We start from the raw sequence: 14,462 nt of genomic DNA on the forward strand, positions 1-14,462 counted from the left end.
ATCACCCGTTAACAAGCAGAAGTATTTGATCTAGGAAAATCTTTATAACATCCATGGAATAGATTAGTATTATTATTTTTCCTGCAATTTCAACCTTCTTGCCTACGGATTCATAACTTAAATCCTTACAAAGGAGTGATATGAAATCACATATATACGCTATTCCCACAATTTTTAATATGGTGCTGAAATATTCGGTCTTCAGGTTATACCTGTTAAACAGATTTACAATCTCCAGGACATAGGTTCTGAGCTCCCGAAACAGTATGTAAACCACAAGTATTCCGAATATTGCAGTAATGTAGACTTTGAACTCAGGATTGAACTTTGAAATGGTAATGCTCAATATTACTGTTATAACTGCAATGAATATTATTTTAGCAAGCAACATATCATTTTTATCAATACAAGTTGAATACTGATTTAACCTCCATGAACAAATCATTCATCATTCCAACTATGAGAGTCATTACCACTATGACGCCTGCAAGCGTCACAAACATTGCCTGTTCATCCCTTCCGGTTTTAGCCAAAATCTGATTAAATACTGCAACTACAATACCTATTGCACCAACTTTAAAAATTAAATCTACATCCATAGCTCCCCTCCTAAATCAAAATTACAGCAGTCAGGCATCCCACAAGCAATGATATCCTGTTGTTAAGGTTTTTCTTCTCACTGTTTGATATTTCATGTTTTTTCATTGAATTCTCCATTTCGTTCACTGTGTATAAAAGCTTTTTGTCAAGAATATCCGAATAGGTGCTCCCGTAAAAATCAACTACTTCGGCAAAATGTCTGTTGAAATCATCTGGAGTCATCAAAACATTTCCAATCATTGTTAAATAATCTCTTCTACCAGTTTTTTCTTCAAGAGATTCAATCATTTTTTCGCAAACTTTCTTGACTTCATTGCTTTTGAAGTCGTATTGATCGTATATTTCACCTATTGACATTTTCATGTGACAGGAATAAATTCTCAAATATTCAGTGAACTCCGTCAGTTCCTTCATTCGCGCAATAATTTTGTCCCCGGAGTCGTTTATATATTTGAAAATGAATTTAACTGATATTATTATGAGAACAAATATGGTGCTTTTAGCCCACATCACTGTATATCACCTTATTTCTCTGCAAATCATAGATTTCTTTTACGGCGGTTGGTTTATTTGAACTTTTTAAAATCACTGCTCTGTCAAAAAAATTATTTTCTAAAATTGACTTCATATAAATATTTTTTTTCACATCATCGAGGCTGAAGCCATGAGCTGTAGTTATTATATTAACGCCGCTTTTCAAAGCATACTGCACTGTTTCAAAGTCATCCATGGACCCTAGCTCGTCTGATATTATTGCCTTTGGAGAAAGAGATCTTATGCTCATAAAGAAACCCTCCCTTTTCATGCAGTAGGACAATACGTCAGATCTTCTTCCCACATACATTTGTGGAACACCTCCGAACACAGATGATATTTCTCCCCTTTCATCAATGATCGATATGTCGCAGCCTTCAAAATGAGGATTTGAGAATCCATCGCTTAAATTTGCAGCTACATCTCTTATGAATGTTGTCTTGCCCGACATGGGAGGACCTATAATCAATGTGTTGAAAATATTTTGCTTTGAACTGACGAAAAATTTTAGAAAATTTTTAGAACATCCGGGGAATTCCCTTGCAATTCTAATGTTAAGACTTGTTATGTTTTTAAAACCCTTGAATAAATCACCTTCATAGATGCAATCACCTCCAAGACCAATTCTGTGTCCCCCTTCCACTGTAATGTATCCGTTTCTTATTTCTTTTTCATAAGCATGAATCGAGTTTTTTGTTACGATAGAAATTGTTTCATCAATGTCTTTTTTGCTGAGCCTCAAGTCATTATCCATAAAAATTTCATTTCTGATAAATTTTATAAACACAGGGCTGTTGACCCGAAGCCTTATTTCAACGGCTTCCCTTTCAATTAGCTCAGACTGCTTGGACACTATGTTTCTTATGTTGTTTCCCAATAATTTTAAAATGCTGTTCATTTTCATCTCCATCCTTGTCCTCTTAATCTATAATATTATGCTTAATTGATTTTATGATAAAATGTATATATAAATTTATATAACAAGAGATAGTTTTAAATTAAAAAATCAAATTATTTTTGTAAAATGTGTTTACAAATGAAAAATTAATGGTATAATGACTTTGTAAATATCTTCAGGGCAGGGTTAAATTCCCGACCGGCGGTAAAGTCCGCGAGCCGAAAGGTTGACTTGGTGAAATTCCAGGACCGACAGTATAGTCTGGATGGTAGGAGAGATTACTTGCATTTTGTGAGCAAATTACTATCGACATTTAGGCCTCTGAAGATTTCAGAGGTTTTTTATATTCTCTGACAATCTTTATATGCACAAGGAGGAAAATAATGAAAAGTGAAATTTCAGTAAATCAAAGAGGAAGTGCTAAAGTAATAGCAAAAGTAGGTGTATTATCAGCAGTGGCAACAGTTTTAATGTTGTTTGACTTCCCGCTGTGGTTCGCCCCTAATTTTTATCAATTGGATTTCAGTGAGGTTCCTGTTCTTTTAGGAGCATTTGCTTTAGGACCTGCTGCCGGAGCTGCAATTGAACTGGTAAAAATTTTAATTAACTTTGTTTTAAACGGAACTGATACAGGCGGTGTAGGCGAACTTGCAAACTTTATTATAGGATGCTCATTGGTTATTCCTGCAGGTTTTATCTACAAACATAATAAATCTTATAAAACTGCAATCATAGGCTTTATAGCAGGAACACTGGCAATGGCAATTGCTGGAGCATTCATGAACTATTACTTGCTTCTCCCTGTTTATTCAAAAGTGTACGGAGCTCCGGTTCAGGCTTTTATAGAAATGGGAAAAGCGCTTAACCCTGCAATTACAGATTTAAAAACTTTTGTACTTTATGCAGTCGTTCCTTTCAATATATTCAAAGGAATTGTAGTGTCTGCAGCCGTACTACTCATTTACAAAAGAATATCACCGATACTGCACAAATAAATATATGATTTAAAGCCGCGTTAATTAAAAAATGCGGCTTTTTTTGTTGCTTTATTTTTCTTGACTACAAAGCACATTTAATATTATAATTAATTGTTGGTTAACGTTATCATGATATATGATTTATAAATAGAGGGGAATTCTTATGAAAATAAAAATTTATTCGGTTTTATACTTCCTTAATTTTTATCTGTCAGGACTTTTGATTCCTGTACTCAGTCTTCTGTTGATTGAAAAAGGCGCAACGCTTAGCAACCTGTCTATTATTTTAGGATTTTACGCTTTTACTGTTGTCTTGCTGGAACTTCCAACAGGAATCATGGCAGATTTGTTTGGGAGGAAAAAAACTTTCAGTCTTTCACTTATTATTTCAACCATAGGTTTTATAATAATTTTGTTTGGAAAAGGTTTTTTGTTTATGTGCCTTGGAATTATGTTTTATGGTATCAGCAAAGCCCTGGCATCCGGTTCCTTTGATGCCTTATTTATTGATTATTACATAGAACACAACGGAAAAGATCACCTTCACAACATAACAACAAGACTTTCAGTTCTTGAAGCCCTTGGTCTTTCAGCAGGTGCTGTATCAGGAGGTTTTTTCCCAAAAATATCTGCTCTATACTTCCCTGCTTTAGGCATGTATGATTTAAACCTTATTGTAAGAATTGTTTTGTCACTTCTTGTCTCTTGTATGTCCATGATATATATTGTTGAAACAAAAAAACCGGAAAAAACAGAGAGAATTTCAATCAAACAGCACGTAATTAACAGTTCGAATCTTGTGATGAAAAACACAACTGTCATATGTATTTTCATTTCAGTTTTTGCAACAGGAATTTTTCTGAGTTCTCTTGAAACTTATTGGCAGCCGCATTTTATTTCACTTCTCCCTAATGATAACATGATGGGACTTTTGGGTGTTATGGCATTTTTGTACCTGGCTGCTGCAACTGTAGGTAGCATTGCTTCAAACAAATTAATTAAGAAACACAAATTAAACTCAAAAAAATTGTACTTGTTCATGAGGCTTATGATGTCATTGTTTCTTGTGGCTACATCTTTGCAGACAAAAATATATCCCTTCATTGGGTTTTATTCGATTATTTATATGATGTTTGGAATGGCCAGTGTACCGGAAGGAGCAATATTAAACGGTGAAGTTCCAAATGAAATAAGAGCCAGCGTGCTTTCGGTTTATTCTTTCGTCTTTCAAATCGGAGGACTCTCAGGGTCTCTTATTTACAGCATTATAATAAACTATGTTTCAATTCCAATAATCTGGACTATTGCAGCATGTATAATACTTGTAACTGTTTTAATAACTGCAAAGAAATTTTTATCCCATGTTCCTGAAACTTTAACTGCAAAATAAAAACAAGCTGTTTATTATAACAGCTTTTTTTTATACATAGGTCCCCCTAGCGGAGTTGCGGAGCAACTTTTTTATTGAAATTAATGTCACATCTCACTGCACTTTTAGCATTAATACGACACATTCTGTCAATTTGGTCATATGATATATTATTATTGTATGAAAGGAAGAACTATATGAACAACACTTTTAATAGAAATACAAATTTTAATGCACCATCTTTAAATAGAAACACAATGCTTACATCTTACAATTCATATACAAATGATTATGTCAGAGATACAACTCCAATAAATTCAAATTATTACAATCAGTATATTCCCAGTGTTTACGAAAAATATGATTTGAAGAAAAATGCACATTATGCAAAAACAGAAAAAGAAATGAAGGACTATGGACCTGAACCATTCACAGTGAACATTGAAGAAATTACAACGCAAAACAAAAATTTCCGTACTGTATTGTGGACAGGTGAACACTTGCAGCTTACTCTCATGAGCATAAATCCTGGTGAAGACATAGGACTTGAAATTCATCCTGAGCTTGATCAATTCCTTCGAATAGAAGACGGTCAGGGAATTGTTAAAATGGGTGATAATGAGAATAATTTGGAATATCAGGAGGATGTGTTCGAAGATTTTGCATTTATAATACCTGCAGGTAAATGGCACAATATTTTAAATACAGGCACAAAGGCGCTTAAGTTATACTCTATTTATGCTCCCCCTCAGCATCCTTACGGCACAGTCCATAAAACTAAAGAAGATGCAATGGCCGCTGAAGAAAATCACAGTCATTAAAATATTGTCAATTTCACTACCTGCAACATATCTTATAAGAGGAGGTGAAGTAAATAAATGTATAATATACGAGCTTCACAATACGGACCAATAATAGTGAACGGTTATGCATACCCATTTATCAATCAATCGGTTTTTCAGCAATGGACAAATAACATGACATATGTATCTTCTTTCAGTTATGGATTTAACAGAAATGGAGATTTGATTCCATTATTTGACGAGAGTTTAATACAGACAGCATACAGAAACCGCGTAGCGCCTATCATGACATTGACTCCGTTAGATGAAGCGGGAAATTTCAGCAATGAACTGGCCAGCTATGTATTAAATAATGAAGTTTCAAGAAATAGATTGATAAATAATATTTTCAACACTGTCATAAGAAAGGATTATTATGGTGTGGATTTTGACTTCGAGTTTTTGTTTGCTGATGATGCTGACGAATATGTTGAGTTAGTATCGCAGATGCAGCAAAGGCTTAATCCAATAGGAGCTGTGACATTGGTTGCTCTGGCACCAAAGACTTACACTGAACAACCGGGGTTGTTATATGAAGGTCATGACTACAGAGGTCTTGGAGAAGCAGCAGATTTATCGCTTCTAATGACTTATGAATGGGGTTACACCTACGGTCCTCCAATGGCTGTTGCTCCCATAAACAACGTGCGACAGGTACTTGAGTACGGTATAACTCAGATACCACCCAATAAAATATTAATGGGAATTCCAAACTATGGTTATGATTGGACACTGCCATTTGTACAGGGGCAATCTGTTGCTGAAAATCTTTCAAATCCGGAAGCAGTAGCAAGAGCGGCAAGCGTCGGAGCACAAATCCAATTTGATGAAACTGCTCAAACACCATTTTATGAATATACAGATAGTCAGGGACGACAGCATGTAGTATGGTTTGAAGATGAAAGAAGCTTAAGAGCAAAGCTTGAACTTGTAAATGAATACGGTCTGGCGGGAGTAAGCTTCTGGACAGTAATGAATCCGTTTCCTGCTGCCACAAAATTGTTAAATGAAATGTATGATGTTGTTAAGGTTATTTAGAAATTTTTAAATGGTAAAATAAAAAAGTCCGAGAAATCTCGGACTTTATTTATCTAATCACAAATTCCGTTGTCACACATGCAAAATAGAACAACCAATAGCAAGAAGAAAAACAACAATGTTGATCCATCTCCTAAAAATCCGCCTATTCCGCCTATATTATCTCTGTTGCATCCCATGTTTAAACCTCCCAAATAAATTATTTTAACTTATTATATGAGTGGTAGTTTTTCTTGTTACATAGAATCAGAGTAATTTATTTCTTCTTAACAGGAATCCAGACTTCGCTGTAAGCATAATCTTTTAATTTCTCATCCATTTTAGTATAAGAAAATGTTGGGACATTAATAACTTCATAATTTGAAGAAGGAAGCCATTCAGAATATACTTTTGCCATGGTCTCTTGTAATGTGGAAGGAAACGGTCCTTCATTTGGGAATACAGCCCAGCTACATGCTTCTACCTGCACTATATCTAAATGTTCACTTACCTTATTTTCAGTTGTTAAAACACCTATCAGGTGTGTTAAGTCCCCCTCTTCTTTTAAAAAGTCAGCATCTGCATCATAAGAAGCATTGACAATTTCACAAGGCTCCATATTTTGCAAAGAATGCATTTCTTCTTTTTGTTCTTTTGTTATGCTCATTGCAAGCTTTACAATTTCATTGTTGACACCTTCAAATTGCATGGGTACACGCTTACTCACTCCCACTAGATTAAATGCTGGTTTTTCTTCAATCCTAAATTCCATAGATATTCCTCCCTTAACGGTTATTATGAATGAAAGCTTGGGAAATGACTTGCTAATGCCAGTTTTTGTTACATCAGATGGTAAAAATCCACTCCATTTTTTAAATGCTCTTGTGAAGCCGTCCAATGACTGATATCCAAATTTAAAAGCAACATCTGTCACCTTTTCTCCCTTTAACAAATCCTTATTTGCTTCTGACAATTTTCTGTTTTTGATATATTCGTTAAGCGTCATCCCTGAAAGATAAAAAAATATCTTTCTAAAGTGATAATCAGAAACACCAGCATATTCGGAAATTATTTCAAGAGATAAATCATCTGTTAAATGCTCATCAATATAGTCCATCACCTGATTTAATTCTTTTAGCATTGTATCCCTCCTTTTCATGTCTACATAATACCAAAGTAATTTTAATAATGCTCGACATTTTTAATGCAAAAATTATCGGATATATTAATAATAAAAAACACCCGATAACAATCGAGTGTTTAAGTTCGTTTTGGTGAGTAAATACATAAGCCGAGTTCTGTATTAAACAGTCATCTATCTACGCCTGCCGTTACCGGCAGACTCCAGCAACCTACCATTTGGACTGTGACGAGCAGCCACTCTACGGTCCGTTCTTGGTCTTGCTCCAGGTGGGGTTTACATAGCCAATTAGTCGCCTAATTGCTGGTGAGCTCTTACCTCGCCTTTCCATCCTTACCGCTTGCGCGGCGGTCTCTTTCTGTTGCACTATCCTTAAGGTCACCCTCACTGGGTATTACCCAGCACCCTGCTCTATGGAGCTCGGACTTTCCTCATGCATCGCTGCATGCGACTGTATAATTTACTCTATGTTATAATACAGTATTTTTCATTTGTTGTCAAATGAATTATTAACCATTACTGTCATTTATTATTTTAAGTAATTAAGTTTTTTAAGCCACAATTGGTATGAAGCATCGCTTGGCATTCTCCAGTCGCCCCTTGGGGAAAGAGAAACTGAACCAACTTTTACACCATCAGGCATACATGAACGTTTAAACTGTTGAGTAAAAAATCTTTTGTAGAATATCTTCAGAGTTTCAAGAATTACTTCATCAGAAAATTCTCCCTTGAATGCTGTTTTTGCAAGAAAATATATTTTTTCAGGCTCATAGCCGTTACGCATCATGTTGTATAGGAAAAAGTCATTAAGGTCGTATGAGCCAACTGCTTTTTCAGTGAACTGCTGAATATTTCCTTCTTTGTCAGGAGGCAGGAGTTCCGGGCTTACAGGTGTGTCACACACATCAAGAAGCGCAGTCTTTATGTCCCCTTCTGTTTCTTCATCAGCATACCATTTAACAAGGTATCTCACAAGAGTCTTTGGAATGCTTGAGTTTACTCCGTACATGGACATATGGTCTCCGTTGTATGTGCACCATCCAAGTGCAAGCTCTGACAAGTCTCCTGTTCCAACCACAATTCCGTCTTCCTTGTTTGCAATATCCATCAATATCTGTGTTCTTTCCCTTGCTTGGGAATTTTCATATGTTATATCGTGAATATCCATACTGTGTTCTATATCCTTGAAATGCTGAATGCATGCATCCTTTATAGAAATTTCCTTCAGTGTAACACCAAGTTCCTTCATGAGGGTGACAGCATTGTTATATGTCCTGCTTGTTGTTCCAAAGCCTGGCATGGTTACTGCAATAATGTTTTTTAATGGCAGGTGGAGCTTTTTAAAGGCTTCAACAGTAACAATAAGAGCAAGAGTGCTGTCAAGTCCACCGGATATTCCAACAACCGATTTTTGCGAACCGATTTTTTTCATTCGCTGATATAGTCCAGTTGATTGAATGTTTAGTATTTCTTTGCAGCGTTTGTCTCTTTCTTCCCTGTTTGAAGGAACAAATGGCCTGGAATCAATATATCTTTCTATTTTTTCATTTTCGCTGTATCCAAGATCAAAATAAATATTTTCATAATCAAGTTTGTTGTTCTTACCCATGTATGTGTTGAATTTCACACGATCATTCATGAGTTTTTCAAGGTCAATATCACAAATCACAATACTTTCTTCATCAGAAAATCTGTTTTCTTTTAATATTGCTCCGTTTTCAGCAATTATTGCGTGTCCTGAAAATACAACATCAGTTGTGCTTTCACTTTGTCCTGCAGAACTATATGCATAAGCAGTGATGCATTTTGCAGACTGAACTTTCACAATATCTTTCCTGTAATCATTTTTAGCAATGGTTTCATTGCTGGCAGACATGTTCAATATAAGATTTGCACCTTGAAGAGTGTGATAGGAGCTTGGTGGAATGTTGACCCATAAATCTTCACAGACATCTATTCCAATGCATAAATTTGATAAATTGTCCTTGAAAAGAATGTTCTCATTGAAAGGAACACTTTGTCCGCACAACATGACACGGTTGCTTATTCTTGAAATTGAAGAAGCAAACCATCTTTTTTCATAAAATTCATTGTAATTTGGAATGTATGTCTTAGGAACTGCTCCAAGAATTTTACCATTTTTGAAAACTACGGCACAGTTAAAAAGCTGATTGTCTGCCTTCACAGGCATTCCCACAGCTATGACGGCATCAAGGTCTTTTGTTTGTTCAAGCAATATCACAAGTGCTTCTTCTGCTCCTGAAATAAGTGTTTTTTGATTGAACAAATCTGCACAAGTGTAACCTGTAACAGAGAGTTCAGGAAACAAAATTACTTTTGCTTTGTCTGTTACTGCTGCTCTTCTAGCCATTTCAGCAATTTCTTTAGCATTATAATCCGGATCTGCAACTTTTACAGCAGGTACAGCTGCTGCAACTCTTATGTATTCAAAGCTTTTCATGTCATTACCTCTATATTATTATTTCTTCTACAGTGTTTGTTTCATAAATTATAACATTAAGATCTGATTTTTTCTCAATTATTGTTTTTATAAATTCTATCACAGGAAATTCAGTGTTGAAGTGCCCTGCATCTATGATGCATAAATTTTTTTTTAGAGCTGTTTGAGCCTGGTGATATTTAATATCTCCTGTTATGTAGACGTGGGCACCTTTTTTTTCTGCATCAGGAATAAAATCGCTGCCGCTTCCCCCGCAAAATGCTGCCTTTGTTATTTTTAAATGTTTGTCCGGTGTATATAATTTTATCATGCTGCAGTTAAGTGATTGTTTAACTTTCTTTGTAAATTCTAGAATTCCTGTTTCTTCTATATCTCCAATGCCGCCGTAACCGCTGCTGTCTTCATTTATCTCATGCAGAACACTGCAGTTATTAATGTTTAATTTTTCAGCTAAAGCCCGGGTTACTCCCATATCAGCCATGTCAAGGCTCGTGTGCATGCTGTATACGTTTATGTTGTTTTGAATTAATAATTTGATTATTTTTCCGTCATAACTGTTCAAGTCAATTGATTTTATGGAATCAAACAAAAATGGATGATGGGCAAGAATTAAATCAACATTTTTGTCTTTTGCGTAATTTACAGTATTTAAATCCAAGTCAAGAGTTAACATAACTGTTTTTATGTTACAATCCATGTTACCTATCTGCAGTCCGCTGTTGTCCCAATCTTCCTGTTTTTTCAACTTTAAAGAGTCTTCCAGCAATTTAACAATTTCATGAAATTTAATAAGACATCAGCTCCCTTATTTTATTGTTTTTATCTTTTAGTGCTTTTATTTTTTCATTATATTCCTCATTGCTGTTTTTTTCAATACTTGCAATTATATTTTCATTTGTCTTAAGAACCTTTTTAAGATATTCATGCATGAGAGGGTCTTTCTTTTCAATGAGATGGCGGCTGTATTCGTAAAAAAACTCATCTGGTTTTTCAGCTGCACTTGGAATTGCCTTTATGATAAAATAGTAGTGGTGGTATTCCTTAACAATTTTCTCGTCTTCAATAACAAATCCATTTTCATACAGATATTTTCTTAATACTTCAATTGCTGACATAGGCTGAAGAACAAGTTCACGAGCATTAAGTGCAGTTATTTTTGAAGTTTCAATAATTCCTGAAATTAAATCTCCTCCCATTCCTGCAATTATCAATAATTCTGCTTCATGTTCCCCAAGGACTTCAAGTCCGCTTCCAAGCCTGAAATCACACCTGTGGGCTAATCCTTTTGCTGTAAGATATTCAGTAGCCCTTTTTAATGGACCGTGATTTAAATCTGTTGCAATGACCTTTTGGCATGTGTCATCAGAGAGCAGCATTTCTGCCACATATCCGTGGTCCGTACCAATGTCCGCAGCAGTACCGCACTTTATACACATTGACTTAATACATTCTAATCGGTTCATAACGCCTCCGGATTCTTTAATTAAGAATTAAGAGTTAAGAATTGTTGTAAGAATTTAATCGAAGAATAAATTCTTTTTAAATAAATAGAAAACAAATGGAATGTCTACATTCCATTTGCTCCATAATTCTTAATTCTTCATTCTTAATTCTTCATTCTTAATTCTTCATTCTTAATTCTTCATTCTTAATTCTTCATTGAATAAAATTGCAGTGCAATTTTATTCCAGATAGTCTTTCAGTTTCTTGCTTCTGCTTGGATGTCTTAATTTTCTCAGAGCTTTTGCTTCAATTTGTCTTATTCTTTCTCTTGTTACGTCGAATTCTTTACCCACTTCTTCAAGAGTTCTTGCTCTTCCGTCATCAAGACCAAATCTCAGCCTCAGTACTTTTTGTTCTCTGTCTGTCAAAGTAAACAACACAGCAGAAAGCTGTTCTCTTAGTAGTGTGAATGTGGCCACATCAGAAGGTGCCTGAACTTCGTCATCAGGAATGAAGTCTCCCAAATGGCTGTCTTCCTCTTCACCTATTGGTGTTTCCAAAGACACAGGTTCCTGAGCAATTTTAAGGATTTCTCTTACCTTGTCAGGTTCCATTTCCATTTCCAGAGCTATTTCTTCTGGAGTAGCATCACGACCAAGTTCCTGCAAAAGCTGTCTTTTGATTCTTATAAGCTTGTTTATTGTTTCAACCATGTGAACCGGTATTCTTATGGTTCTTGCCTGATCTGCAATTGCTCTTGTTATTGCCTGGCGAATCCACCATGTTGCATATGTGCTGAATTTAAATCCTTTTGTGTAATCAAATTTTTCAACAGCTTTAATGAGTCCAAGGTTACCTTCCTGAATCAAGTCAAGAAACAGCATTCCTCTTCCAACATATCTCTTGGCAATGCTTACAACAAGTCTTAAATTTGCTTCTGCCAGTCTTTTCTTTGCCTCTTCATCTCCGTCCTGCATGCGCTTTGCCAGTTCAATTTCTTCTGTTGCGCTTAAGAGAGGAACTTTGCCTATTTCCTTCAAATACATTCTTACGGGGTCGTCTATGTTTACCCCTTTCAAAATGTCGTCGTCGGACTGGCTTACAAAAAAGTCCGGGTCATCTTTTATTTCAAGATCCTCAGTGTCATCTACCTTTTCAAGTATCATGTCATCCTGAAAACCAAGGATTTCCAAGTCATTGTCTTCTGCCTGTTTGTAAAAATCATCTATAAATTCAGGGTTAATGTCTAGTTTTTCAAAAGATCTCAAAACTTCCTTATATGTTATAAAACCGTTTCTCTTACCTTTTTCAATTAACTTGTTTTTTATAGTATCAATTTTCTGCAGTACTTCTGCATTTCTGTCTGATTCTTCATCTATATTTGCCAGATTTTTATTTTCACTCATGGGTTAGTTAACCTCCTCTTTAGTTGATTTAATTTTTTTAGCGAGGCTAAAAATTTCATTCATAATTTCTTTGCTGTTTGCTGAATTTTCAGATTGTTTTAAACTTTCTGTCAATATTGTTCTCTTCTGTTCATAATATTTAATTTTAAGTCTTTTAATACAATCTTTGAAATAAGCCTCTAAATTATCATAATCAACATCGTCATTCTGCAGAAAAACACTCACATCCATATTATCCATTATCATATCGTTCAGGCTGTCTTTATCTATACTCTTATCATTTAATTTGCATTCATACATCTCTTTGAATGTTTGATAGTATTTCAAGTCCTTAAAGGTGTCTTCATTGACTATTTCTTTCAGTTGATATGCAAAATCGTTATTGATAAGTATTAGTCTGACCAGCTCTTCTTCATGTGATGTAGTGATTTTTACTGCCTGTTTTTTCTCTTCAGGCAGAGCAGCTTTAACAAAAGTTCCTTGTTTAGTACTTCTCTTATTGTATTCTTTTATTATAGACTCTTTGGAAACACCCACTTTACTTGATAATTTTTCAAATATGAGCTCTTTTTCTATTTCACTGCTTACATTTACTATGTTGTCAAAAAATTTATTTATATATTCAACTTTGTTAGAATTTTCATAAAATTCTTTATAATGGAATTCTAAAAAGCTATAATAATCTAAAGAATTTTCTAGTAATTTGTCGAAATTAACCTTGCCGAATTTGTTCAAAAATTCATCCGGATCCTTTGCACCAGGTATTATGACAACTCTTCCTTCAAGGTTGTTCTTCTTGAAGATGTTGATTGCCTTAAGGGCAGCAGTCTGCCCTGCGTTGTCTGAATCAAGAGCCAGATAAAAACTTTTTGAATATTTTTTCATGAGTTTTACCTGATTTTCTGTCAACGCTGTTCCAAGTGCAGCAACGGCTGTGTCATAACCATGTACGTGCATTTTTATTACATCCATGTAGCCTTCAACAAGTATGAAGCTTTTATCCCTTACAGCTTCCTTTGCCAGGTGTATGCCGTACAGGTTGTAGCCTTTGCTGAAAATAGGACTTTCTGGTGAATTCAAATATTTTGGAAGTGAGTCATCAAGCACTCTTCCTCCAAATCCTATTATTCTGTTTTTTATGTCAAATATGGGAAATATCACTCTGTTTCTGAATCTGTCGTAATAATTGTTCTTGGTTTTCTTTTCTATTATGAGGCCGGCTTTTAAAATGTCTTTTTCATTGAATCCCTTGCCGGTTAAATATTTTAGCAAATTATCCCATTCACTGCTAGCATAACCAATTCCAAACTTTTTTATTACATCGGCATCAATTTTTCTGCCTTTCAAGTATTCTGCCACGTGGGGGAACTTTCTCAGGTTTCTGTAAAAGTATGCTGCAGCTTCTCTGTTTATTTTATACAGCTTGTCAGTGAGCTGTTTGTTTTCATTTTTAGAGGAACTTGTTTCCTCAAGTATTATACCTGCTCTTCTTGCAAGATATTCAGCAGCTTCCACAAAAGTGTAATTCTTATATTTTGTCAAAAAACTAATGCTGTCTCCGCTTTCACCGCATCCGAAGCAATGAAACATCTGCTTGTCTGGAGACACAATAAAAGAAGGTGTTTTTTCTTTGTGAAACGGGCAATTTGTATTGTAGTTTGCACCTGCTTTTTTCAGAGGCAGATATTCTTCAATAACATCTACAATATTATTTTGTTCCAAAATCCTGCTGATTACATCCGAATCTAATCTATAGGGCATAATATCACCATTA

General features: G+C 35.0%; 15 protein-coding genes, 1 other RNA gene and 1 riboswitch. Of the genes, 4 read left to right on the top strand and 12 right to left on the bottom strand.

Annotated features, from left to right (window positions below; translation table 11 throughout):
* Position 1: 1 nt before the first annotated feature.
* From BN358_RS14405 to spoIIIAA, 4 genes are read right to left on the bottom strand one after another with little or no spacing between them, the layout of a single operon-like run.
* The gene (locus tag BN358_RS14405; RefSeq protein ID WP_232233322.1) at positions 2-445 is read right to left on the bottom strand and encodes a SpoIIIAC/SpoIIIAD family protein; all 444 of its coding nucleotides are present in this window, start codon (positions 443-445) and stop codon (positions 2-4) included.
* Entirely contained in the window at positions 402-599 is a 198-nt protein-coding gene (gene spoIIIAC, locus BN358_RS14410) for a stage III sporulation protein AC (RefSeq protein WP_019227081.1), read from the bottom strand. Before spoIIIAC ends, BN358_RS14405 begins: the two co-directional genes overlap by 44 nt.
* Before the next feature lie 10 nt (positions 600-609).
* Positions 610-1,110 (bottom strand): hypothetical protein, encoded by a 501-nt coding sequence (locus BN358_RS14415; RefSeq protein ID WP_019227082.1) that lies wholly within the window; start codon positions 1,108-1,110, stop codon positions 610-612.
* Positions 1,100-2,032, bottom strand: a complete 933-nt coding sequence (gene spoIIIAA, locus BN358_RS14420) for a stage III sporulation protein AA (RefSeq protein ID WP_232233333.1) — start codon at positions 2,030-2,032, stop codon at positions 1,100-1,102. Before spoIIIAA ends, BN358_RS14415 begins: the two co-directional genes overlap by 11 nt.
* A 167-nt stretch (positions 2,033-2,199) precedes the next feature.
* A riboswitch (FMN riboswitch) is annotated at positions 2,200-2,313 on the top strand.
* Positions 2,314-2,415: 102 nt separating this feature from the next.
* On the opposite strand from spoIIIAA, the gene BN358_RS14425 reads away from it, so the two are divergent.
* The 4 genes from BN358_RS14425 to BN358_RS14440 all read left to right on the top strand — a co-directional run bounded on the left by BN358_RS14425 (position 2,416) and on the right by BN358_RS14440 (position 6,258).
* On the top strand, positions 2,416-3,027 hold the full coding sequence (locus BN358_RS14425) for an ECF transporter S component (protein WP_019227084.1): 612 nt from the start codon (positions 2,416-2,418) through the stop codon (positions 3,025-3,027).
* Between the two features lie 145 nt (positions 3,028-3,172).
* A complete protein-coding gene (locus tag BN358_RS14430) occupies positions 3,173-4,399 on the top strand; it encodes an MFS transporter (protein WP_019227085.1) in 1,227 nt (408 codons plus the stop codon).
* A 176-nt stretch (positions 4,400-4,575) separates the two neighbouring features.
* Complete coding sequence (locus BN358_RS14435; protein ID WP_019227086.1) at positions 4,576-5,199, top strand: cupin domain-containing protein; 624 nt, start codon at positions 4,576-4,578, stop codon at positions 5,197-5,199.
* Between the two features lie 57 nt (positions 5,200-5,256).
* A complete protein-coding gene (locus BN358_RS14440; protein WP_019227087.1) occupies positions 5,257-6,258 on the top strand; it encodes a glycosyl hydrolase family 18 protein in 1,002 nt (333 codons plus the stop codon).
* A gap of 53 nt (positions 6,259-6,311) precedes the next feature.
* Here the strand turns inward: BN358_RS14440 and BN358_RS28390 are convergent, their stop codons facing one another.
* From BN358_RS28390 to dnaG, 8 genes are all read right to left on the bottom strand, one after another.
* Positions 6,312-6,437, bottom strand: a complete 126-nt coding sequence (locus BN358_RS28390; RefSeq protein ID WP_019229329.1) for a hypothetical protein — start codon at positions 6,435-6,437, stop codon at positions 6,312-6,314.
* A gap of 77 nt (positions 6,438-6,514) precedes the next feature.
* Positions 6,515-7,378 carry an AraC family transcriptional regulator gene (locus tag BN358_RS14445; RefSeq protein WP_019227088.1) on the bottom strand — a complete coding sequence of 288 codons (864 nt, stop codon included), beginning with the start codon at positions 7,376-7,378 and terminating at the stop codon, positions 6,515-6,517.
* Positions 7,379-7,508: 130 nt separating this feature from the next.
* Positions 7,509-7,845, bottom strand: an RNA gene (rnpB, locus tag BN358_RS22465) — RNase P RNA component class A.
* A gap of 62 nt (positions 7,846-7,907) precedes the next feature.
* Positions 7,908-9,839 carry an NAD(+) synthase gene (locus BN358_RS14450; protein WP_019227089.1) on the bottom strand — a complete coding sequence of 644 codons (1,932 nt, stop codon included), beginning with the start codon at positions 9,837-9,839 and terminating at the stop codon, positions 7,908-7,910.
* A 10-nt stretch (positions 9,840-9,849) separates the two neighbouring features.
* Positions 9,850-10,629, bottom strand: a complete 780-nt coding sequence (locus BN358_RS14455) for a Nif3-like dinuclear metal center hexameric protein (RefSeq protein ID WP_026071910.1) — start codon at positions 10,627-10,629, stop codon at positions 9,850-9,852.
* A complete protein-coding gene (locus BN358_RS14460) occupies positions 10,625-11,302 on the bottom strand; it encodes a class I SAM-dependent methyltransferase (protein WP_019229331.1) in 678 nt (225 codons plus the stop codon). The genes BN358_RS14455 and BN358_RS14460 overlap by 5 nt, the downstream gene beginning before the upstream one ends.
* 219 nt (positions 11,303-11,521) lie before the next feature.
* The gene (gene rpoD, locus BN358_RS14465; RefSeq protein WP_019227092.1) at positions 11,522-12,688 is read right to left on the bottom strand and encodes an RNA polymerase sigma factor RpoD; all 1,167 of its coding nucleotides are present in this window, start codon (positions 12,686-12,688) and stop codon (positions 11,522-11,524) included.
* A 3-nt stretch (positions 12,689-12,691) separates the two neighbouring features.
* On the bottom strand, positions 12,692-14,449 hold the full coding sequence (gene dnaG / locus BN358_RS14470; RefSeq protein WP_019227093.1) for a DNA primase: 1,758 nt from the start codon (positions 14,447-14,449) through the stop codon (positions 12,692-12,694).
* Between the last annotated feature and the right edge of the window lie 13 nt (positions 14,450-14,462).

Origin of the sequence: Sedimentibacter sp. B4 (assembly GCF_000309315.1) — a bacterium.
Taxonomy (GTDB): domain Bacteria; phylum Bacillota; class Clostridia; order Tissierellales; family Sedimentibacteraceae; genus Sedimentibacter; species Sedimentibacter saalensis.